This window comes from Sporosarcina soli, assembly GCF_042655805.1.
GTDB classification, from domain to species: Bacteria; Bacillota; Bacilli; order Bacillales_A; family Planococcaceae; genus Sporosarcina; species Sporosarcina soli.
This window is the reverse complement of record NZ_JBHSNO010000005.1, coordinates 867,162-890,408: the sequence shown is the minus strand read 5'-3', so window position 1 is coordinate 890,408 and position 23,247 is coordinate 867,162. Positions and strand designations below refer to the sequence as shown.

The 23,247-nt window shown below is 44.1% G+C and carries 21 protein-coding genes; 20 read left to right on the top strand and 1 reads right to left on the bottom strand.

Annotation, left to right across the window (positions count from 1 at the left end; all coding sequences use genetic code 11):
- The first annotated feature begins 20 nt into the window (after positions 1-20).
- From ACFPRA_RS08390 to ACFPRA_RS08370, 5 genes are all read left to right on the top strand, one after another.
- Positions 21-1,118, top strand: a complete 1,098-nt coding sequence (locus tag ACFPRA_RS08390; RefSeq protein ID WP_381434825.1) for a sugar ABC transporter permease — start codon at positions 21-23, stop codon at positions 1,116-1,118.
- 39 nt (positions 1,119-1,157) lie between these two features.
- Entirely contained in the window at positions 1,158-2,480 is a 1,323-nt protein-coding gene (gene xylA, locus ACFPRA_RS08385) for a xylose isomerase (protein ID WP_381432622.1), read from the top strand.
- A gap of 86 nt (positions 2,481-2,566) precedes the next feature.
- Positions 2,567-4,066, top strand: a complete 1,500-nt coding sequence (gene xylB / locus ACFPRA_RS08380) for a xylulokinase (protein WP_381432619.1) — start codon at positions 2,567-2,569, stop codon at positions 4,064-4,066.
- A gap of 15 nt (positions 4,067-4,081) precedes the next feature.
- Positions 4,082-5,080, top strand: coding sequence for a Gfo/Idh/MocA family protein (locus ACFPRA_RS08375; RefSeq protein WP_381432616.1), 999 nt, complete (start codon positions 4,082-4,084; stop codon positions 5,078-5,080).
- 35 nt (positions 5,081-5,115) lie between these two features.
- Positions 5,116-6,162 carry an aldose epimerase family protein gene (locus ACFPRA_RS08370; RefSeq protein WP_381432613.1) on the top strand — a complete coding sequence of 349 codons (1,047 nt, stop codon included), beginning with the start codon at positions 5,116-5,118 and terminating at the stop codon, positions 6,160-6,162.
- A 69-nt stretch (positions 6,163-6,231) separates the two neighbouring features.
- On the opposite strand, the gene ACFPRA_RS08365 is transcribed toward ACFPRA_RS08370, so the two are convergent.
- Positions 6,232-6,981 carry a hypothetical protein gene (locus ACFPRA_RS08365; RefSeq protein ID WP_381432610.1) on the bottom strand — a complete coding sequence of 250 codons (750 nt, stop codon included), beginning with the start codon at positions 6,979-6,981 and terminating at the stop codon, positions 6,232-6,234.
- 335 nt (positions 6,982-7,316) lie between these two features.
- On the opposite strand from ACFPRA_RS08365, the gene ACFPRA_RS08360 reads away from it, so the two are divergent.
- The 15 genes from ACFPRA_RS08360 (at position 7,317) to ACFPRA_RS08290 (ending at position 23,116) form a co-directional block, all read left to right on the top strand.
- The gene (locus ACFPRA_RS08360; protein WP_381432607.1) at positions 7,317-8,465 is read left to right on the top strand and encodes an acyl-CoA dehydrogenase family protein; all 1,149 of its coding nucleotides are present in this window, start codon (positions 7,317-7,319) and stop codon (positions 8,463-8,465) included.
- 11 nt (positions 8,466-8,476) lie between these two features.
- Positions 8,477-9,061, top strand: a complete 585-nt coding sequence (locus tag ACFPRA_RS08355; protein ID WP_381432604.1) for a TetR/AcrR family transcriptional regulator — start codon at positions 8,477-8,479, stop codon at positions 9,059-9,061.
- A gap of 103 nt (positions 9,062-9,164) precedes the next feature.
- On the top strand, positions 9,165-9,950 hold the full coding sequence (locus tag ACFPRA_RS08350) for an enoyl-CoA hydratase (RefSeq protein ID WP_381432601.1): 786 nt from the start codon (positions 9,165-9,167) through the stop codon (positions 9,948-9,950).
- Between the two features lie 226 nt (positions 9,951-10,176).
- Positions 10,177-11,766, top strand: a complete 1,590-nt coding sequence (locus ACFPRA_RS08345) for a class I adenylate-forming enzyme family protein (RefSeq protein WP_381432598.1) — start codon at positions 10,177-10,179, stop codon at positions 11,764-11,766.
- Positions 11,767-11,817: 51 nt separating this feature from the next.
- Positions 11,818-13,071: an acyl-CoA dehydrogenase family protein gene (locus ACFPRA_RS08340; protein ID WP_381432595.1), complete on the top strand. Its 1,254-nt coding sequence runs from the start codon at positions 11,818-11,820 to the stop codon at positions 13,069-13,071.
- A 29-nt stretch (positions 13,072-13,100) separates the two neighbouring features.
- A complete protein-coding gene (locus tag ACFPRA_RS08335) occupies positions 13,101-14,081 on the top strand; it encodes an NADPH:quinone oxidoreductase family protein (protein WP_381432592.1) in 981 nt (326 codons plus the stop codon).
- A 34-nt stretch (positions 14,082-14,115) separates the two neighbouring features.
- Positions 14,116-14,910, top strand: coding sequence for an enoyl-CoA hydratase/isomerase family protein (locus tag ACFPRA_RS08330; protein WP_381432589.1), 795 nt, complete (start codon positions 14,116-14,118; stop codon positions 14,908-14,910).
- An 81-nt stretch (positions 14,911-14,991) separates the two neighbouring features.
- On the top strand, positions 14,992-16,107 hold the full coding sequence (gene dctP / locus ACFPRA_RS08325; RefSeq protein WP_381432586.1) for a TRAP transporter substrate-binding protein DctP: 1,116 nt from the start codon (positions 14,992-14,994) through the stop codon (positions 16,105-16,107).
- Between the two features lie 77 nt (positions 16,108-16,184).
- The gene (locus ACFPRA_RS08320) at positions 16,185-17,576 is read left to right on the top strand and encodes a TRAP transporter large permease (RefSeq protein ID WP_381432583.1); all 1,392 of its coding nucleotides are present in this window, start codon (positions 16,185-16,187) and stop codon (positions 17,574-17,576) included.
- Between the two features lie 24 nt (positions 17,577-17,600).
- Positions 17,601-18,146, top strand: coding sequence for a TRAP transporter small permease (locus tag ACFPRA_RS08315; protein ID WP_381432580.1), 546 nt, complete (start codon positions 17,601-17,603; stop codon positions 18,144-18,146).
- Positions 18,147-18,228: 82 nt separating this feature from the next.
- A complete protein-coding gene (locus ACFPRA_RS08310) occupies positions 18,229-19,284 on the top strand; it encodes a phosphotransferase family protein (RefSeq protein WP_381432576.1) in 1,056 nt (351 codons plus the stop codon).
- A 99-nt stretch (positions 19,285-19,383) separates the two neighbouring features.
- Positions 19,384-20,565 carry an acetyl-CoA C-acetyltransferase gene (locus tag ACFPRA_RS08305; RefSeq protein ID WP_381432571.1) on the top strand — a complete coding sequence of 394 codons (1,182 nt, stop codon included), beginning with the start codon at positions 19,384-19,386 and terminating at the stop codon, positions 20,563-20,565.
- Entirely contained in the window at positions 20,558-21,457 is a 900-nt protein-coding gene (locus tag ACFPRA_RS08300; protein ID WP_381432568.1) for an NAD(P)H-dependent flavin oxidoreductase, read from the top strand. The genes ACFPRA_RS08305 and ACFPRA_RS08300 overlap by 8 nt, the downstream gene beginning before the upstream one ends.
- A complete protein-coding gene (locus ACFPRA_RS08295) occupies positions 21,441-22,277 on the top strand; it encodes an enoyl-CoA hydratase-related protein (protein WP_381432565.1) in 837 nt (278 codons plus the stop codon). Before ACFPRA_RS08300 ends, ACFPRA_RS08295 begins: the two co-directional genes overlap by 17 nt.
- On the top strand, positions 22,274-23,116 hold the full coding sequence (locus tag ACFPRA_RS08290; RefSeq protein ID WP_381432562.1) for a 3-hydroxyacyl-CoA dehydrogenase family protein: 843 nt from the start codon (positions 22,274-22,276) through the stop codon (positions 23,114-23,116). Before ACFPRA_RS08295 ends, ACFPRA_RS08290 begins: the two co-directional genes overlap by 4 nt.
- The last annotated feature ends 131 nt before the right edge of the window (positions 23,117-23,247 follow it).

Here is a 23,247-nt window from a genome sequence, read left to right as displayed (position 1 = left end):
GACTAAGTTTCAAACTGGATATGCAGGCATACACACTGATTATTGCCTTGGTGTTGATCGCTGTTATATTCGGTTTTTTTACAGGCGGCGAATTTCTATCATCTCGTAATATATCCAACTTGTTTTCTCAAATGTCCGTCATCGCAATACTGGCAATTGGCATGACATTGATCATTGTTGCGGGGCATATTGATTTGTCCGTCGGTTCCTTGGTGGGATTAACAGGCGGTGTGGCAGCGATTTTACATGTTTGGTACGACTGGAATACTTTTGCTGTTGTTATTGCGGCAATTGTGGTCGGTGCGCTATTCGGCATTTGGCAAGGTTGGTGGGTTGCTTATCGAGCTGTCCCGGCCTTTATCGTCACATTAGGCGGGATGCTGATATTCCGGGGGATTCTAATTGGTTTGAGCAAAGGGCAAACAGTGTCACCGATGAATGACAGTTTTAAGGCAATTAGTAATAGTTACCTTCCATTTACCATTGGTTATATGTTGGCACTTGTCAGTATCGGACTGCTAATTGTATGGACTGTGCGGAACCGGGCCAAAAGAAAAAATCTGGACCTATTGCTTCCGGCACCACTGATCGATTATGGGAAAGTAGGTATCTATTCCTTTTTCATTTTATTAGCGACCTATATGCTCAATCGCTATCAAGGGATTCCAACGCCTATTTTGATTGTCATCTTTTTTGCGGCTGTTTTCATTTTCGTTTCATCGAAAACATCATTCGGCAGATATGTGTATGCAATCGGTGGAAACCAGGAAGCGGCTGCCCTATCAGGGATTAACATTAAGCGGAATACGCTATGGGTCTTCACTTCGATGGGAGCGCTCGCAGGAGTTGCGGGCGTCATACTCACAAGTCGATTGAATGCGGCAACGGTAAATGCCGGGAATATGTATGAACTTGATGCAATCGCGGCTTGTGTCATCGGTGGAACCAGTTTAATGGGCGGAAAAGGGAAAGTTGTTGGCGCGCTGATTGGTGCGCTGATCATGGCAAGTATCGACAATGGGATGAGTATGATGAACATTGAAACGTTCTGGCAATACATCGTGAAAGGCCTCATTCTGATTGTCGCCGTCTGGATTGATATTGCTAGTAAGAAGTGATCGGATCTTGTAACTAAAAAGTATATGGGGGTATTAAACATGGCTTATTTTGAAAACATCAATCGCATTACCTATGAGGGACATACATCTACCAATCCGCTTGCCTTTAAATATTATAATCCAGAAGAAAAAGTGGCAGGCAAAACGATGGAAGAAATCTTACGTTTCGGTGTTGCGTATTGGCATACGTTCACAATGGATGGATCAGATCCATTTGGCAGCGGCAATATGATCCGTTCTTGGGATAAGTTTAAGGGCATGGATTTGGCGAAGGCTCGGGTAGAAGCAGGATTTGAATTTTTCGAGAAATTAAATGTACCCTTCTTTTGCTTTCATGATGTCGATATCGCCCCGGAAGGCGCAGATCTCCGGGAAAGCTATCGGAATCTCGATGAAATTGTGGCGATGATCAAAGATTATATGCAGACAAGCAAAACGAAACTTTTATGGAATACAGCGAATATGTTTTCACATCCACGTTTTGTACATGGTGCTGCAACGGCAGTCAATGCCGATGTATTTGCCTATTCAGCTGCCAAGGTGAAAAAAGGGTTGGAAGTGGCTAAAGAGCTGGGGGCTGAAAACTACGTATTCTGGGGCGGACGCGAAGGCTATGAAACGTTATTGAATACGAATATGAAACTGGAATTGGATAACTTAGGCCGCTTTTTCCATATGGCGGTCGATTATGCGAAGGAAATTGGTTATGATGGTCAATTTTTAATAGAGCCAAAGCCGAAAGAGCCGTCGAAGCATCAGTATGATTTCGATGTGGCGACAGGGTTAGCCTTTTTACAATCCTACGATTTACAAGATTATTTCAAATTTAATATTGAAGCGAACCATGCCACTCTTGCTGGGCATACCTTTGAGCATGAACTACATTATGCCCGTATCAATGGCATGTTAGGTTCAGTCGATGCTAACCAAGGGGATACATTGCTCGGTTGGGATACGGACGAATTCCCGACAGACTTATATGCCACGACGTTAGCGATGTATGAGATCTTGAAAAATGGCGGATTGGGACGAGGCGGATTGAACTTCGATGCAAAAGTGAGAAGAGGCTCGTTTGAACAGGAGGATTTATTCCATGCACATATCGCTGGGATGGACAGTTTTGCAGTCGGATTAAAAGTGGCGCAAAAGCTGATCGATGATAACGTACTTGATGGATTTATTGAAACGCGTTATGACAGCTACAATCATGGGATTGGGAAAGAAATCGTTGAAGGGAAAACGAATTTCCAGGAGTTAGAAGAGTATGCCTTGCAATTAGGAGAAATTCAAAACACTTCTGGGCGTGCAGAACGACTAAGAGCGACGATCAACCAATATTTGTTATCAGTAACCTTTGCGTAATGAAAGGTTGAAACTAAGGATGTACTAGAATCAGATCATAGACTTCTAGTATGTCCTTTTTATCTAAAGTAGATGAGGGTGAAGTCATGAAATATGTCATTGGCATCGATTTGGGAACGAGTGCAGTAAAGGTTCTATTGGTCAATCAATTGGGCGATGTATGTCAGGAAATCAAGAAAGCCTATCCACTCATACAGGAAAAATCTGGCTACAGTGAACAAGATCCTGAGCAATGGGTCCAAAAAACAGCAGAAGCTCTTTCGGAACTTGTAGAGCAATTTGAAGGAAATCCCCAAGATATCGAAGGTATCAGCTATTCGGGGCAAATGCATGGCCTTGTGTTAATGGACCAAGAGCAAAAGCTGTTGCGCAATGCCATTCTTTGGAATGACACGCGGACAACGGAACAATGTCAAAGGATTTATGAAGTTGTCGGTAGAGATAAGTTGCTTAGCATTACGAAAAACCCCGCTTTGGAAGGCTTCACTTTGCCAAAACTGCTATGGGTGCAAGAGAACGAGCCTGAGATATTTAAACAGGTTGCCCACTTTATGCTTCCGAAAGATTATGTACGGTATCGGATGACTGGGAAGATACATAGCGAGTATTCAGATGCGGCAGGAACTCTATTGCTTGATGTCGGTGAAAAAGTGTGGAGCAAAGAGATGTGTGAACGATTTACTATCAATCCATCCATTTGTCCACCATTACTTGAATCGCATGACTCTGTAGGGAGCATTACACTCGAATTTGCAAAGGAAACGGGACTTGACCAAGCGACAACAGTTTTTGCTGGCGGCGCAGATAATGCATGCGGTGCCATTGGCGCTGGAATTTTATCGGACGGAAAAACGTTATGCAGCATCGGAACTTCAGGTGTCATCCTTTCTTATGAGGAAGATAAGGATCGTAACTTTGAAGGGCGAGTTCACTTTTTCAATCATGGAAAGGAAAATGCTTTTTACACGATGGGGGTTACGTTAGCTGCTGGACATAGCCTCGAATGGTTTCGGAATGTTTTTGCCGAGAATGAACCTTTCGATGAACTCCTTACGGACATAGATCATATACCGATCGGTTCCAACGGCTTACTTTACACGCCTTATTTGGTAGGAGAGAGGACTCCCTATGCGGACTCGACAATTCGAGCCAGCTTTATCGGAATGGATTCTTCCCATACCAAAACAGATTTTGCCCGGGCAATTCTAGAGGGCATCACTTTTTCCTTAAATGAGTCCATTCATCTCTTTAGGGAAAGTGGCAAGACCATCGATACGATTATCTCCATTGGTGGCGGCGCGAAAAATGATACTTGGTTACAAATGCAGGCGGATATTTTCGATGCGAACATCATTAAGTTATCCAGTGAGCAAGGTCCTGGTATGGGGGCAGCCATGTTAGCGGGGTATGGCTGTGGCTGGTTTGAATCATTGGAACAATGTGCGGATGTATTTCTGAAATCAGCGACATCCTATACGCCGATTAAAGAAAATGTGGAAAAGTATCATGCATTATTTGAGATTTATAAACAAGTCTACGTCCAAACAAAAGCGCTAAATGAGGAGCTAAAGCCATTCAGAAAATAGAGGGGGAAAGGGATAATGAAAAAAATCCGTTGGGGCGTTCTAAGTACGGCAAATATCGCTCAAACGCAAGTGATTCCAGCGATTGTTCGCGCCGAAAATGCAGAGCTGATTGCAATGGCAAGCCGGGAAAGTAAAGTTCATGCAGTTGCTTCGAAGCTAAAAGTCCCGAAAGCATATGAAAGCTACGAGGAATTATTGCTTGATCCGACAATCGATGCGGTCTATATTCCTCTACCAAATCATCTGCATAAGGAGTGGGTAGTCAAAGCGGCTGCACAAGGGAAACATATCCTTTGTGAGAAGCCGGCAGCACTATCCGCTTCGGAAGCTGCTGAAATGGTACAACTATGCCGTGAACACAATGTGAAATTCATGGAAGGGTTCATGTACCAATTGCATCCGCAGCATGCACGAGTAAAAGAGATTATTGCATCCGGAGAAATCGGTAAAGTGAAACTCATTAAAGCCAGCCATTCCTTTTATTTGGAGAATCGCGGGGAGGATATCCGGATGGACAAGGAGATGGGGGGAGGCAGCTTATATGATCTTGGCTGTTATACGATCCATGTGACTCGCTATTTAACAGATGCGGAACCTGTAGAAGTGCAGGCCTTGGCATCGTTTGACGCTGAAGCCGGCGTGGACGTCAGTACGTATGGTTATATGAAAATGGCTAATGGAGTGACGGCAATTTTCGACTGCAGTTTTAATATGGCTGCCCGCAATGAATATGAAGTTGTTGGAACCAAAGGTACGATCAAGGTTCCTTTTGCATTCCGTCCGGACACGAATGGTGGAATTGGTTCAATTCTCATCCAAAGTAACGGAGTGATGCGGGAAGAAGAATTCGAGGGCGATATTTATCGACTGGAAATCGAACATTTTTCCGAGGTGATTCTAAATGATTTAAGCCCTGCGATCACAGGCCGATCTACCATTCGTAACATGCAGGTCATCGAAGCTTGCTACCAATCCATTCAAACAGGACAACCTGTTGAAATCAACCAATCATGATTTTTTGCTTTATGTTGAAAGGATGGAAGCTGCCAGTGGAAATGAAAAAGGAGCTGTTTGGCTTGATAAACGAACAGCCGGTAACTTTATATACCTTGAAGAATCAGAATGGATTCGCACTATCTTGTCTTGATTATGGGGGCATTATTACAGAAATTATGGCTCCTGATCGTGAAGGGAAAATAGAAAATATCGTTTTGGGATTTGATACATTGGAAGAATATTACGACAACCCCCATTATTTTGGGGCAGTGGTCGGGCGATTCGCGGGACGCATTAAGAATGGAATTGTCCATTTAGATGGAAATGACTATCAGGTCACTACAAATGAAAACAATCATCATCTACACGGTGGACGTCAGGGATTCAGTCATGTGCTTTGGGATTCAACAGTAATTGAAAAAGAAAATGAAATAAGCATTATGTTTTCTTATGTAAGTCCTAATGGAGAAGAAGGCTATCCCGGAAATCTTGAAATAAAAATGACATACACCATTACAGCCGATAACGAGCTGATCATCTCTTACTGGGGGATTTCAGATAAAAAAACAATATTGAATCCGACCAACCATACCTATTTCAACTTAAGTGGCGACTTAAAAAGATCTATTTTAGATCATGAATTAAAGATCAGCAGCCATCAGTTTATCGAATTGAATGATGAATTGCTTCCGACCGGGAAAGTACTGGCGGTGGATCAAACTGTTTTTGATTTTCGAAAAGGAAGAGCGATTCGCGATGGCGTTATATCCACTCATCCACAAAATGCATTGGCGACTAATGGATATGATCATCCATTTTTACTGAATGAAAATCAGCATCAAGAAATTATTGTAAAAGATCATGAAAGCGGCAGAAAACTTGTGGTAGAGACAACCGAACCTGCTGTCATTGTATATACAGGAAACAAATTGGAAGGCGACTATACAATCAGAGGTGAAAAGGCGCGAAATTATTTAGGGTTATGTTTAGAAACGCAGGCACCGCCTGATTCTATCGAACACCCTCAATTCCATTCATCCATCTTAGATGTGGGGGGAGTATACGAATCAATGACGAAGTATACTTTTCGTACAATATAAGTTGAACCAATGCTATTCCCCAACGTACAACCTCCCGATCAGCCGGACGATCGGGAGGTTGTTATCGTTTTAGACAAACCAATACAACAGCTCACTAAAATACTCACCGATCGCTGAATCGGCAATAAGTATAATGAAAAGACTAAAGAGGATGGAATAAGTGATTAGGTAGACGATGAAAATATAGAACGGATCAATTGTCGTCGGGTTTTTCAGGATCAAAGCGCTAAGCAGGTAAAGCGGCACTAACAAGATGGCAAAGAGAAAAACGAGGCTGAGCAGTAAATGTCCATATGTGTAAGATTTGATGACCATCAATAGGAAGGAAACTGTTGCACCGATAAGAAGAGGGGGTAAGTAGGCTCCATATAAGCTGAGTATTGTTTTAATGGATTGTTGTGGACCGAGCGATGAAGTGGTAGCGAATAGGGCGATGAGTGCGATGGTGATGGCGAATAATGTAAAGATGAATGCACCGCCAAAAAACGATAGAAATCCGTTAGCGAGGCTTGGACGTAAAGCTGCAAAGAGGGACAGTGTCACTAAAATACCAAGTAACAGAATACTGGTCAGACCGTTTGCCAATCCGTTTTCGCCCTGTTCGTAGGCGAGTGCGGGCTTTTTTAATTGGCGAAGGAAATAAGAACGGTACGCTTTCGCTTGCATTTTTAATTTTTCGAGATGAGGATTCGGTTCGGTAGGGCTGGGTAAGGTTCGGCGAGTGTTGTGTATGGCATTCGTTTCCCCAAATTTGGTTCCACAATCGCCGCAAAACTTTCCTGTTGGCTGCTCAAAGCCACAGGCAATGCATTTTAACATAGATGTCCTCCTTCTAATGTATTTGGATAGTGCTTCATTCACTGTATGCATGCAGTGGAAAAACAAGAAGAGTGCGAACTTATTTGTGCGGATCAGGAACCCATTTTGGTAAGTTAGGATGAATACTTTGGTGAAGTTGGATCAGTGTCGTCCACTTTAAATCATTAAGAAATGAGGACTAGTTTAGAAGCCTGTTTCATATGATCATTTGAACACGGTTTTAATATTAAACGATGTTCAAAAAAAGTTCTTGCAATCTTAAAAATTAGTTGTTAGAATATCATTAAACTCAAAATTATCAGATAATTTAACGACGTTTAAAAAGGAGGAGTTCAGTGACTACTGCATTTTTGACGGTTGAGCATGCTATTTTTCGTGATTCACTTCGGAAAATGTTGGAGAAAGAAGCATATCCGAATTATGCGAAGTGGGAAGAGCAACGCGAAATCCCACGTGACTTTTGGGTAAAGCTGGGCGAAAACGGGTTTCTTTTGCCTTGGGTGGATGAAGCGTATGGTGGCTTGGGGCTCGACTTCTCGTACTCGATGATATTGACGGAAGAATTGGAGCGGGTAGGGGTCGGTCTGGCCAGTGGTGTTTCGCTTCACTCTGACATTGTAAGCCCTTACATATCTGCGTATGGGACAGAACAGCAGAAACGAAAGTGGCTACCCAAAAGTGTAACAGGTGAATATATATCTGCGATTGCAATGACTGAACCGGGTGCTGGATCGGATTTGGCCGGTGTGAAAACGACCGCACGAAAAGATGGGGATCACTATATCTTGAATGGGGAAAAGACATTTATCACAAATGGGCTGAACGCAGATTTTGTCGTAGTCGTTTGTAAGACGGATGACCAAGCACAACCGGCGCATCGGGGAATCAGTTTGCTCGTTGTGGAAGACGGAATGTCGGGATTCAAACGCGGGAAAAAACTGAACAAATTGGGGATGCACTCGGGAGATACGGCGGAACTCATCTTCGAGGATGTTAAAGTACCGGTTGAAAACCTTCTTGGTGAGGAAGGAAAAGGATTTTATTACTTAATGGACATGTTGCAGCAAGAGCGATTGCTTGTGGCGCTTCAAGTGCAAGTTGAGGCGGAGGAAATGCTAAAACTGACGATCGACTATGTAAAGGAGCGAAAAGCATTTGGCCAACGAATTGCCGATTTCCAAAATACGCAATTTAAACTGGCAGAAATGGCGACAGAAATCGATATCGGACGAACGTATGTGAATAGACTCACAGAAAGGCATCTACAAGGGGAGGAGATTGTCAAGGAAGTATCGATGGCGAAATGGTGGATCAGTGAAATGGCCAAAAGGGTTGCTGCGGAATGTCTGCAACTTCATGGCGGCTACGGTTTTATGGAAGAGTATGAAATTGCTCGCAGGTATCGCGATATCGCAGTCACATCCATCTATGCCGGAACAACAGAGATTATGAAAAATATTATTGCGAAAAGAATACTTGCCTAGGAGTTGGGAATATGAAGCTCTCTGAGAGAAAAACATTGAAGAAGAAAGAGCAGATCTTAATGACAGCAATTGCCGTCGTCAACAAACGAGGATACGACGGTGCAACGATGGAAGAAATTGCAGCAGAGCTTTTAATGACAAAAGGTTCTCTCTATTATTACTTTAAAAATAAAGGAGATCTCATGTACGAATGTCATAAGTTCGTTCTAAGCGATGCGATGGGCGCGCTTGAAATGGCTTTAAATGAAGAGGGGACAGCCGAAGAAATCCTTCGTCGAATGATTTCCTCCCATATCGATTATGCCATAGAAGAAAAAGAAACGAACAATCTGATTATCGAACCGCACCGCTTCTTTGATGAAGAGCAATTAGGACCGGTTTTACAACTGCGGAAAAAGTATTCTTCCTATTTTGACCAAGTGATCGAAAAAGGGATCGCTTCCGGTGAATTCCAAGTAGATGAACCGATCTTTGTCAGAATGATGATTCTCGGAGCGATGAACTGGATCCAACAATGGTATCGTCCAGATGGAAGAATGACATTGGAGGAACTGAAACGGAACTTCGAGGAATATATTTTGAAATTGTTGAAGTGAGTCGTTGTGGGAAAAGGCGGCAAGGCGGCTATTTTGATTTATTCGAGGAGAAGGGAATTGCCTATTCAATTATCATCAAGGAAATGTAAAGGAGAGGGAAACGATGGGGGAATTGGTGCGTTACGAAGTAGAAGATGGGATTGCAACAGTAATCATTGACAATCCGCCAATGAATGTATTAAGTCGTCAAGTGGTGACAGAGTTAGGTGAAATTTTTCGAGGAATTGCTATCGATCCAAATGTTGTAGTCGTCATTCTCACAGGAGCGGGCAACCGAGCTTTTATGGCAGGTGCCGATATTAAAGAGTTTCCGGGGTGGTTGGACTTGGAGACCGAGGAGTTGAAGCGAAATACGCTGAAAACCAATGAAATATTGAATGAGATTGCCAATTTATCTAAGCCGACGATTGCCTATTTAAACGGATATACTTTCGGTGGAGGCTGTGAATTGGCGTTAGCCTGCGATATACGTATAGCAGAAATAACAACGCAGCTCGGTTTACCGGAAGTGAAATTAGGTCTTTTCCCTGGTGGCGGGGGGACTCAACGATTACCAAGACTTGTTGGGGAAGCAAAAGCGAAAGAATTGATGTTTCTTGGAGAGCCGATTTTAGCAGAAGAGGCGCATAAAATTGGGCTTGTAAACCAGGTAGCTCCCGAAGGAAAAGGAATGGAAACAGCGCAAAGGATGGCAAGAAAAATGGCGAGTTACTCTTTGGAGGCCCTTGGTAGAATAAAAGTAAGCGTGAATGAGGGGATGCAACAATCGCTTGAAGACGGCCTGGAGCTAGAGGCGGAACTATTTGCAGACATATTTAGCACGGAGGATGTTCGGGAAGGTGTTCAAGCATTCTTGGAAAAGCGCACGCCTACATTTCAGCATTGCTGAATGATCACTCAATCAGAATTGGAAAAATAAGAAGTATTTCACGATTGACAGTGGAAACGGGAGATCATCATTTGCAATGATCCGCTATAAATACCTAAGTGTTCCGAAAAAGAGGAGGCTTACTATTGTTGAGCGGTTAGATTAACTGAAATCAACAGATAGCCTTTGTGATGAAGCGAGCATCCGGAAAAGAATATATCCAGTCTCTAAAAAAGGAGAGCCACTTATGGAGATTTTGCAAGATATAGAACAAATCACATTGTTCGGTAGGAAAAAGATCAACGTATTTGCTAATCGACCATCATCTCTGAAAGAAATTTTTCATAACACCGTTCAAAACGATTGCTACAAAGAGGCCTTGTTTTTAAACGGCATTGCCATGACCTACGATGAACTTGACCGAAAATCAACTAAGTTAGCTGCTTCTTTACAAAAGAAATATGGAGTTGAAAAAGAGGATCGCCTCGTTTGTTTGATTGGTAATAACCTTGAATTCCCTTTAGTTGCAATTGCTTGTATCAAAATCGGGGCAGTAATGATTCCGGTCAATACAAAATTAACCTCTTCTGAAATTGCTTATATCATCGGGCATTCCAAACCGAAATTGATCATTGCAGATAATGAGTTGGTACCGGTAGTAGAGGAATGCAATAAGAAAAATAAGCATGTTATACCCTATACAAAGGTGATCATTCAAACAGGGAGCAACCCGCCGACGGATACGATTGCCAGTTTACTAACGGAAAAGTATGACCTGCAAGAAGTGGAAATCGATGAAACGGATCCGGTGTATATATTATACACGTCTGGAACGACGGGACGTCCGAAAGGCGCGGTGTTAAGTCATGTGAATGTTGTTCATTCACTGATGCATTACCAGAGGATATTTCAAACGACAAATGCCATGCGGACGATGATTGCCGTTCCGCTATTTCATGTGACTGGGTTAGTGGCCCAGTTTCTGCATATGATTTACATTGGTGGATCATCTGTTATTTTGAAAAGATACAATAATGATGAGTATATTAAACAATCCTATGATTTAAAAGTAGATTTGCAATTTAATGTCCCCACCATTTTTATCATGATGGCGACTAGTCCGCTGTTGAAAGAACGCTCGTTTGATTTCGTAAAGAGGGTGGCATATGGCGGCTCGCCCATTTACGAGCAGACACTCCAGAGATTGCAAGAAATCTTCCCGAACGCCACTTTCCACAACGCTTATGGGGCGACTGAGACGACTTCCCCGACTGCATTGATGCCATTGCATTATCCGTTGACAAAAGTTGCAGCAGTCGGATTACCCGTTGACACTGCTGAAGTGAAAGTTGTCGACGCGTCAGGCAAAGAGGCCGGTATCAATGAAGTGGGCGAATTATGGATCAAAGGCCCAATGGTCATTGGCTCGTATTGGGACAATCCGGCAGCTAATGAATCGTCCTTTGTGGACGGATACTGGCGATCTGGGGATATCGCAAAAATCGATGAGGATGGATTCATTTATATTCTTGATCGAATGAAAGATATGATCAACCGCGGTGGAGAGAAAATTTTCTCCATTGAGGTGGAAAATGTTTTAAAAAGCCATCCAGAAGTTAAAGAAGCAGCGGTGATCGCCATTCCAGACGATATTTTCGGGGAAAAGGTGAAAGCGGTCATTGTATCGGATAGGTTACAGGCATCCAATCAAGATACGATTCGGTCATACTGCGCCCGACATTTGGCAAAATTTAAGATACCGGAAGTATACGAGTTTGTGGAGGAACTACCTAAAACTGCGTCGGGCAAAATTTTGAAGCATCAATTAAGAGTGTAAATTCGTCTATCAATAACTGAATATTAAAATTATGCATAGGGGGAATTGATGATGTTAAAAGAATTATCAGCACATGCTAAAGAACTTCAGGGGAAGTTACTTGAATTCATGGAAGAGCATATCTATCCAAACGAGGCTCTATACGAAGCGCAGTTGAATGAAGGTGAAAGCCGTTGGATTGTTCCGCCGATTATTGAAGAATTGAAGGAAAAAGCGAAAGCACAAGGCTTATGGAACTTATTTTGGAGCGATACGAAATACGGTAAAGGTTTGACGAATTATGAGTACGCGCATTTATGTGAAATTATGGGGCGTTCTTTAATCGCACCGGAAGTGTTTAACTGTAATGCGCCGGATACTGGAAATATGGAAGTGTTGATCAAATACGGAACGGAAGAACAGAAGAAACTGTGGCTTGAACCGCTTTTGAATGGGGAGATTCGTTCCGTTTTCTCGATGACAGAACCGGAAGTAGCGTCATCCGATGCGGTCAATATTCAAGGTAGTATCATCCGGGATGGCGATGAATATATCATCAATGCAAAAAAATGGTGGTCCAGTGGGGCGATGGATCCGCGCTGTAAAATTGCGATTGTGATGGGGAAAACGGATCCTGATGCACCGAAGCATCAGCAACAATCGATGATTCTTGTCCCATTCGATACACCTGGAGTGGAAGTGAAGCGGCATTTGCCGGTTTTCGGTTATGATCATGCACCGCATGGACATGCGGAAATCCATTATAACAATGTCCGTGTGCCTGCTTCGAATCTATTGTTGGGAGAAGGAAGAGGATTTGAAATCGCGCAAGGAAGACTGGGGCCAGGAAGAATCCATCATTGTATGCGCGCAATCGGTGCGGCGGAACGCGCTTTGGAATTATTAATCCATCGGGCGAATGACAGAGAAGCTTTCGGTTCCAAATTGGTGGATAAAGATGTAATTCGGGAAGAAATTGCAGAAAGTCGGATCGAAATCGAGCAAGCCCGCCTTCTAACCTTGCATGCTGCACATAAAATCGATACGGATGGTGTGAAAGCGGCACGAAAAGAAATTGCGATGATTAAAATTGTCGCACCGCGTGTTTCACTAAATGTGATTGATCGTGCCATCCAGTTATTTGGCGGTGCGGGTGTGTCAGATGATTTCCCGCTTGCTGCACATTGGGCCAATGCACGGACGCTGCGCATTGTTGACGGACCAGACCAAGTACATTTACGGGATATCGGGCGCCTTGAATTGCGCGAACAATTGAAGGCGAAAGAACAGCCAACGGAAAATCGTCAAAAATTAGTACTGAAGTAATAGACTCAACCACGACAAGGAGGGATTTGATGAAGGCATGGCAAGTGAAGCAACTTGGGGATCCTCAAGTTGCTTTGGATATCGCGACGATTCAGAAACCAGCTCCAAAAGAGAACGAAGTATTAATAAAAGTAGAGGCATTTTCTTTGAACTTCTTTGATATTTTACAGTGCCAAGGAAAGTATCAGGAAAAACCAGCATTACCGTTTACACCAGGTGCCGAAATTTCGGGCATCGTAGAAGCGGTTGGTGAGGGAAGTCAGTTCAAGGTTGGTCAACGTGTATTGGCGACACCGCATCTACCAAACGGTGGGTTTTCAGAATATGTTGTAGCGGCAGAAGACGGGGTGTTTCCGATTCCAGATAGTCTTCCCTACAAGGAGGCGGCTGCATTATTTATCACTTACCAGACGGCTTATTACGCTTTACATCGCAACGCGCATTTGCGAAAAGGAGAAACCCTTCTTGTGCATGCGGGCTCGGGCGGTGTCGGATCCGCAGCGATTCAGCTTGGCAAAGCGGCGGGAGCAACTGTCATTGCGACAGCGGGCAGCGATGAGAAAACAGCGGTTTGTCAGGAACTAGGTGCGGATCATGTCATCAATTACCAAACAGATGATTTTATTCAAAAGGTCAAGGAGTTGACCGGTGGAAAAGGGGCAGATGTCATTTTTGACCCGGTTGGTGGCGATACGTTTGATCGCTCAAGGAAATGCATCGCTTTCGAAGGACGGATTCTCGTCATCGGTTTTGCAGGCGGAAGGATCGCTGATGCGCCGACGAATCATGCACTTATTAAAAATTATTCGATCGTCGGTGTTCATTGGGGACTTTTCCGCAAATTATTTCCCGAAGAAGTGATGAAAGCTCATTTGGAATTGATGGAGCTATATGAAACAGGTCAGATCTGTCCGCTTATCTATCAAGATTATACGTTTGACCAAGTGCCGGCTGCATTGGATTCGCTAGGGGCGCGTAAAACTTGGGGGAAACTTGTTGTGAATCCGTAACTCATAAAATGGTAATTGATTAGGAGGAAGATTCGTGGGAAATCTAGTGGAAATGGAAGAGTTAGTGAAAATCGAAGTTCAAGGTGAAATCGGTCATATTATCATGAACCGTCCGAAAAAGTTAAATGCATTATCCAAGGAATTAGTTGAACAAGTGATCCAGTCTCTTGACCAATTGTCTCAAAATGACGCAGTGAAAGCCATTATCCTTTCGGGGAATGGCAATGCTTTTTGTGCCGGTGGAGATATTGAATCGATGAACAGTTTGTCCGATGCCAATGAAATCGTGAAGTGGATCGATATCGCGTCCGGCCTTTCGAAAATGTTGATGAATGCGGAAAAGTATGTCATTGCCGCAGTACATGGCTATGCAGCTGGTGCAGGGTTCAGCATTGCGCTTGCGGCAGATTTCATTGTCGCGGATGAACAGGCCAAATTCGCATTGAGTTTTACCAATATCGGTTTGATACCTGATTTAGGGTTGATCAAATCATTGACGGAAAGAGTCTCCCCTTCGATTGCCAAAGAGTGGATTTCGTCGGGGAAAGTGCTGACGTCGAAAGAAGCTCATGCACATGGAATAATTAATCGAATTTCCACTGGATCTGTGGTGGAGGAAGCGGTTCGCTTCGCAGAGTTCATTGTCAAAGGGCCGAGTATTAGCAATAAATACGTCAAGTATTTAGTGAATCATGTGGGCGAACTTCATCAAGAAACCGCCTTTGCCCAAGAAAATATGATCCAGGCGATGCTGCTGCAAACGCAAGATCATAAAGAGGGGATTGCGGCATTTTTAGAGAAAAGGGAAGCGCGTTTTACTGGGAAATAGAAGTAGCACCGAGAAGCCATAAGCAGAAAAAGACGCAAGCTTCAATCTACTTACAAGCCGAAAAGTGGAGGGGAAAGTCGAATGGAAAAGTTTAAAACAAAGGCTTTTGCAGCATTCGTAGCGCTTCTTATGTTCGTTCTCGTTGGCTGTAGCGGTGAAGATACTGATAAAGCTTATGGTGAAAGTGAAACAATTAAATTACGTGCTGCAACAGGCTTGAGTACCCAGCATGCTTGGTGGGCAAATTCCATGGTGCCGTGGATGGAACGTGTTGAAGAATTAACGGATGGTCAAGTTGTCTTTGAATCCTTTACGGGAGGGGAACTTGTTTCAGTCCCCGATGAAGCGGATGCTGTATTGGATGGTACGGTGGATGTGGCACTCGTCTTGCCCATTTATGAGCCAGATCAATACCCGATGGCGGAAGTGACGATGTTGCCGTTAAGTCATTCGGATACATTCATTGCTTCGAATGCTTGGAAGAAGCTTCTTGAAAGTGATGTTGAATTAGCAGATGGTAAAACGTATTCAGAAATGCAATTTTCCGGTTTTAAAGTGTTCCCTGTTTCTACAACACAGGAATATTCCATTTCAACAACAGGAAAGGAATTTATAACAGCAAATGATATCAAAGGCACTTCACTTCGTACGCCATCCCGAATCCATGAAGTGTATGCAGGAGAAGCAGGCATTAATAGTGTTACGATGCCAGCGGTTGAAATGTACGATGCATTGAGTAGAGGCACGTTTGATGGAAGCTTCTATAGTATTGCCGACTGGTCCGGTTATGGTTTTCAGGACTTGTTCAAATATACAATTACCGGCGTGAATTTTGGGCATTTTAACGCTTTTATCGGAATGAGTAAAGAGAAATGGGAGAGCCTTCCAGAACATGTTCAACAAGCGATGACGCAAGCGAATGAGGAAATCTTTACGCCTGGGGCCCAGGAATGGGTGGATCGATCTGAAAAGGCGATCACGGCAAACAAAGAGATCGGTGGTCAGTTCGTTGACTTTTCAACGTTGAATGCAGATGTACAGGAACACTTCCACAAAGGGATGGAGGGGACATGGAAGAATTACGCTGAACTGTTAGAATCGAATGGCCTTCCGGGGGATAAATTGGTGGTCTTATGGCGGGATATATTGATTGAAGAAGGTGGAGAAGTACCCGAGTCGATAATGAATCTGGAGTAATGGCGGTCAAAGGGAATGGCAACTAAAATGGAGTGCTATTCCCTTTTTATTCGAGAGACTTAAAAGGGAGGGTAAGTATGGATAGTTTACTCGTGATAGCAATCATTATCGTGATGCTGATTATGTTATTAGTCTCGGGTTTATATATTCACTCCGTTCTACTGGCGAGTGGAATTATTGGCTTAATTCTGTTGGAGGGATTTGGAATTCTTCCGGGGCTTATCGGAAAAGAGCCATTTAACAGAGTGGCTAGCTATACCTTAACAACAATTCCGCTTTTTGTATTAATGGCTCAATTTATACTTCAATCAGGTCTTGTCCAAGATATATTTTATATGGTGCACAAAGTTTCGAAGGGGAAAAATAGTTTGCTAGGCGTACTCACCTTATTCATAGGGGGAATGTTAGGGGCGGTTTCCGGATCGGGGACGGCGACTTCCGCCTCCTTGGGCCAAGTGGCAATTCCAGAACTTCGTAGACATGGGTACAGCGCACCGCTTGCAGGAGCGATTGCAGCTGCTGGGGGTTCTTTGTCCGGCATTATCCCGCCAAGTATTATTTTGATTTTGTATGGGGTGGCAACGGAAACACCGGTAGGCAAGTTGTTTATCGGAGCTTTTATTCCAGGAATTTTAACGATGGTTGTATTTATCTTTGTCATGCTCGTTCTCTTTCAAATGGAGCGTAAAAAAAGGAGTATTGCTGCAGTGAATCCGGTAAGTATGCAGATGGAAAGCAGCATCAATCCGTATCAAGACAAAAATGATATCGAAACGGCAGCAACAGTGTCGGAGCATAAACAGGAAACCATTTCCGCTTTGCGACTTGTGACCGTAAGTATTATTGGTGTCCTCATTATGGCAGTCATTTTCGGAGGAATCTATTCAGGCTTATTCACGCCTACTGAAGCGGGGGCTGTCGGTTCGCTTGTCGGATTGATCGCTGCGCTAATTCTTGGAAAAGTGAATGTGCAGTTCTTTAAAAGTTCGTTAACGGAAACGGTCAAATTGACAGGGATGGTCATGATTATCATGATCGGGGCTCAGATTTTCGGCAAGTTTGTTTCGTTGTCGCTATTACCAAGAAAGCTCATTGTGATGCTTGAACCGATCATGGATTCACCTGCTCTGGTGCTGATCGCCATTTCAGTTGTACTATTTATCATGTTCATGTTTGTGGAGGGGGCAGCGGTCATTTTGATGTCCATTCCCGTGCTTTTACCGATCATTACAGAATTGCAAGTGGATATCCTCTGGTTTGGTGTATTTGTTGCAGTTATTTGTACGATTGGCTTACTGACACCCCCTGTAGGGCTCAGTGTCTATGCCGTCGCAGGTGTTAGTGGTATTGGATCTGGACCTATTTTTAAAGTTGGAATGATTTTTGCGATCGTTGCGATGATTATCGTCTGCGGTTTAATGATTGTCTTTCCGCAACTGGCGACATGGCTGCCGAATTCAATGAGCTAACGACAAGATTGGAGGAGAGAATGCATGGAGGGTGTCCTGAAAGCCTATAAAGTTTTCCAATATCTGAAGGTGATCGGTGTTTGGGTAAGTGGAATTAGTGTTCTCGTGATGATGTTCTTTATTTCCTATGATGTGTTTGTTAGAAATGTATTTTCAGGTTCAATCCGTGGTGGTTTTGAAATTGTACAAAACTATTTAATGCCACTTGTCGTTTTCCCTTCACTAGCATATGTCTATTCTTCTGGCGTCTTACCCAAAATGGATTTAATTATGGATAAATTGGGAGCGAGAATGAAAAAAGGGTTAATTTTCATGATGTTACTCATTGAATTATTCATCCTCGCGCTGATTGTTCAATTCAGTTGGGAGTTCGCGATGAACGGATTGGAGAGAAAGACGGCTTTTCCGGCTGCGGGAACGATGTATCCGCTATATCCATTGTTCTTCATGATACCGATTGCATTTGCGATGATTTTCATTGAAAATATTTTCATTTTAATCCGTAATTTGAAAGAAGAAAAGGCGTCTTTACTAGTTATAGATAAGAGTGGGGAGCTGGAAGGTTTCTAAGTTGAAATCATCATTGCTTATTCGCAAGTACAGAGTATTGTTGACGAGCAGGCGTTGTTGGGCCTGTTAGAAAGGAGGATGTATGGACAGGACAACTGAGAAAACAAAGGTGGATCATCAATATATTGATTGGCTCAAAGTCGAATGTCACTTAAGGGAATCGATAAGTGGCATCCCTGATGGAAATATGGAAGTGAAAAAGTTTTCCGAAGGCTATTCAAATATGACCTATTTGCTACAAATTGGCGATTGGGAAGGGGTGTTAAGGCGTCCGCCTTTTGGAAAGATTCCTCCGAAAGCGCATAATATGCAAAGGGAGTTCACGATTTTGGATCATGTCCATCCCGTTTTTCCACTGGCCCCGAAACCTTTCATGTACTGTGAGGATCCGGCCATTATGGATAAGCATTTTTATGTCATGGAAAAGAAGCTAGGAATTGTGGTGGATGGGCAGTTGCCGACGTCATTCGGCCGTTCGCAACAAGCCGGACCACTCATTTCAACGAATATGATTGAGACGCTTATCCAGTTGCAATCGATTGATTATAAACAGGCGGGCTTAGCGAAGTTAGGGAAACCGGAAGGCTATTTGGAAAGGCAAGTCAATGGCTGGATGCATCGATACGAACTTTCGAAAACGGATGATTATTTACATGTCGCTGAGTTGGAAAAATGGCTGCGGACCAATCGACCGTCAACAAGTGATGTGACAATTGTTCATAATGATTTTAAGTTAAATAATCTTGTACTGGATGAAAAAGATCCGGGAAAAACAACGGGCGTCCTCGATTGGGAATTGGCGACGATCGGCGATCCGTTAACGGATATCGGTTCAACGGTCGCTTATTGGGGACAATCGGACGATCCGGAAATTGGTATCAATTTCGTAACTGATCAACCAGGTTTTTATAACCGCCGGGAATTTGTAGAAGCCTATGCAACGAAGAGTGGCCGTGACGTCTCGGATATTACCTATTATGTAGCATTTGGATTTTATAAACTCGGTGTTATCCTTCAACAAATCTACTATAGATGGAAAATTGGGGAATTGGAGGATAACCGATTTGAAACGTTGAATGTGGCGGTTTCCAATTTATTTGAGATGGCCAACCTGACGCGGAGGAACCGTCTTCTTTAGGTGGGATTGAATTTATAATAATTACAATAAAAAGAATTTCGTGTACTAGTATTATAGAGTGTAAAGGTAACAAGAGTGAGGGAAAGGGGAAATGAAAGAATGTCAAACGTATACATTGTAAACGGGGCAAGAACGGCTTTCACTGCATTTGGGGGATCATTCGCCAAGGTGGATGCTACCGAATTGGGTACAGCTACCGCTGTTGAAGCATTGAAGCGTTCGAATGTGCAACCGGAACAAGTGGATCATGTCATTTATGGCAATGTCATTCATACAGGGACAAATGCGGCTTATCTAGCACGACATATCGGCTTGAAAGCGGATATTCCGCAAGAAGTACCTGCGTTGACATTGAATCGGCTCTGCGGTTCCGGCATGCAATCTATCGTAACTGCGGCGCAACATATAGTCCTAGGGGAAGCGGATATCGTCTTAGCAGGCGGTGCAGAAAATATGACGCAAGCACCGTATTCCAATTTTGAACAGCGATTTGGCGGCTCGAAAATGGGGAATTTACAGTTTGAAGATATGTTGTCCGCGACATTGACAGACGAGTATACCGGAAGCAGCATGGGAATGACGGCTGAAAAATTGGCGGACCAATATGCGATTACGCGAGAAGAACAAGATGCCTTTGCCATCGAATCCAATCAACGGGCGGCAGCAGCGGTGGAAAGTGGTGCATTTGCAGAAGAAATCGTAGCTGTTGAAGTGAAAACAAGAAAAGGTTCCGTGTTTGTGGATAAAGACGAACATATAAAACCGGATGTCAATGCGGAAGCGATGGCCAAGCTTCGACCTGCTTTTAAAAAGGATGGGAGTGTGACAGCTGGGAATGCATCAGGTATTAACGACGGGGCTGCGTCAGTTGTTGTTGCGGGTGAAAAAGCCGTTCATAATCATGGATTGAAACCAATTGCGCGCATTGTTTCGTGGGGGGTTGCAGGTGTAGATCCGACGATTATGGGAATTGGTCCGGTACCTGCTATTAAACAGGCATTGGAAAGGGCGGAGCTCACGCTCGCGGATATCGACTTGGTCGAAGTGAATGAAGCATTTGCTGCCCAATACTTGGCGGTCGAAAAAGAGTTGGGATTGGATCGCTCGAAAACGAATGTCAATGGCGGCGCCATTGCGCTCGGTCATCCGGTTGGTGCCAGTGGCGCACGGATTTTATTGTCGGCTGCTTATGAATTGAAGCGCCGCAATGGAAAATATGCAGTGGCGAGCCTTTGTATCGGCGGCGGGCAAGGCATTGCGGTGGTGATCGAAAATGCTTAAGCTTCCCGTTATCGTGTCGCCGATGTTTTTAGTTTCTACGCCTCAGATGGTCATTGAGGCTGGGAAAGCCGGCGTGATTGGATCATTTCCGTTATTGAATGCGCGTCCGGTTGAGCGGTGTGCAGAATGGCTCCAGGAAGTGAAGGCGGGGTTGGGCGATCTTCCATGGGCGGTGAATTTTATTTGTCATCCGAAAACGAATAAGCGCTATGACGACGATCTTGAACTTATCCGGAAATATGAACCGCCGATTGTTATTACATCGCTCGGTCATCCCGGTGCAGTCAATGAAATCGTCCATCGTTATGGTGGTCTTGTCTATTCGGATGTGGCGACTGTCAAACATGCGCGAAAATCGGCGCAGTCAGGTGTGGACGGACTGATTTTAGTATGTGCCGGGGCGGGTGGACATGGCGGAACGTTGAATCCCTTTGCCTTCATTGCAGCGGTGAAAAGCTTTTATGATGGAACAATCATCTTATCAGGATCGATTTCCACGGGGGCGGATATCGCGGCTGCGCAGTTAATGGGCGCGGATTATGCCTATATGGGTACTCGTTTCTTGGCCTCAGAAGAAAGCAGTGCACAAGAAGAATTCAAGCAAATGGTCATCGATTCCACAATTGAAGATATCCTTTATACCGATTCTTTCAGTGGGGTCCATGCCAATTACCTCATTCCGAGCATCATCAAGGAAGGCATCGATCCGTCAACCTTGAAGCCGAAAGAGGAAGTGGATCTGTCGCATTTGGTGGATGTCAAAGCGTGGCGCGATATTTGGTCAGCCGGGCAAGGTGTCACAACTGTCACCAAGCGGGAAACGACAAAGGGAATTGTGGAAACGCTGATCAAAGAGTATGAAGGAGCGGTGGGCCTTGTACAAAACCATTAAAACAGAGTTGCAAGAGGGGATTCTCACGCTTACATTACAGCGTCCGGATGCTTTGAATGCCTATACGCATCAGATGCATGAAGAATTGCTTCATTTTTATAGAACTGTGAATGACGATGATGAGATAAGGGTCATTGTTGTGACAGGGAGCGGACGGGCATTTTGCGCTGGCATGGATTTAGCGGAAGGGGATTCCACGTTTGCCTCCGATGCATCCGCAGAGGACTTCCGGGATATTGGTGGACAATTGAGCATGCAAGTGCAAAAGGTCAAGAAGCCGATCATTGCGGCTATCAATGGGCCTGCTGTCGGCATCGGCATGACAATGACGCTACCGATGGATATCCGGATCGTCAAAAAGGATGCCAAAATCGGATTTGTTTTCGCGCGGCGGGGCATTGGTCCTGAAGCCGCTTCCGGTTGGTTTTTGCCTAGGCTCGTGGGAATCGGAAAAGCGTTGGAATGGACATTGACTGGCCGGTATATACCGACCGCGGAGGCAGTGGCCACAGGACTTGTCCAATATGAAGAAGAAGAGCCGCTCACCAAGGCCTATGAAATTGCCCGGGAAATTATCCAGCATACGGCGGCAACTTCCAATCAATTTACGAAGCAATTGCTATGGAACATGCTAGGAGAAGACCATCCTTACGCATCCCATTTGGCCGAGTCGAAGTTTTTGCATTGGGCGGGGCAAAACGCCGATGCCCAGGAAGGCGTTCAATCTTTTATCGAAAAACGGCCCGTGAAGTTTCCATTGAAAGCATCGGATTTACCTGACTTTTTCAATACACATGACGAAGGAGTGACGGTCAAGTGAAGAAAATTGCAGTGATCGGAGCCGGTACTATGGGAAATGGAATTGCCCAAGTTGCCGCAGAAGCAGGCTTTGAAGTGAGTCTGTATGATAAAAATGCAGAAGGGCTTGCAGCGGGTATAAGACGAATCGAGAAGACATTGAATCGGAATGTTGAAAAGAACAAAATTAGCCAAGCGGAATCTGATGAAATCCGAAATCGGATCCAACCGGTTGCAACAATGGATGAACTGAAAGATATGGATGTCGTTATTGAGGCCATTATCGAGCAGATCGAGCCGAAAAAAGCGCTATTTGCGGAACTCGATACGATCTGTAAGTCATCTACGATTTTTGCATCGAATACGTCCGGACTCAGCATTACGGAAATGGCGAGCGCGGTGAAACGGAGTGGGCAAGTGGTCGGGATGCATTTCTTCAATCCGGTTCCTGTTATGCGATTGGTTGAAATCATCAGAGGAGAACAGACAGATGAAGAAACTTTTCAAACTGCACACACATTGGCTGAGCGTTTTAATAAGGTGGCCATCTCTGTAAAAGAAGCACCGTTATTCGCGGTTAATCGGATTTTAACGCCGATGATCAATGAAGCCATCTTTGTGTTAGATGAAGGAATCGCTTCGGCGGAGGACATTGACCAAGGGATGATGCTCGGTGCAAGCCACCCGATCGGCCCGCTAGCATTAGCCGATCTGATCGGTCTGGATACGATGCTGTTTGTCGCAGAGACGCTCTATGAAGAAATGAAGGATTCCAAATACCGCCCTGCACCATTATTGAAAAAATATGTCCGTGCTGGACGTCTCGGCAGGAAAACTGGAGAAGGATTTTTTAAATACTGATTGCTTATACGATTAGCGCAATCTCCCCAACTTGTATGCATAGGATGGGGAGATTTTTTCATTCGGCGTCGAAACTACTTTCTCTTCTATAAATCTATTCAATCTCAGACCTATAACGCTATAATAAAAGA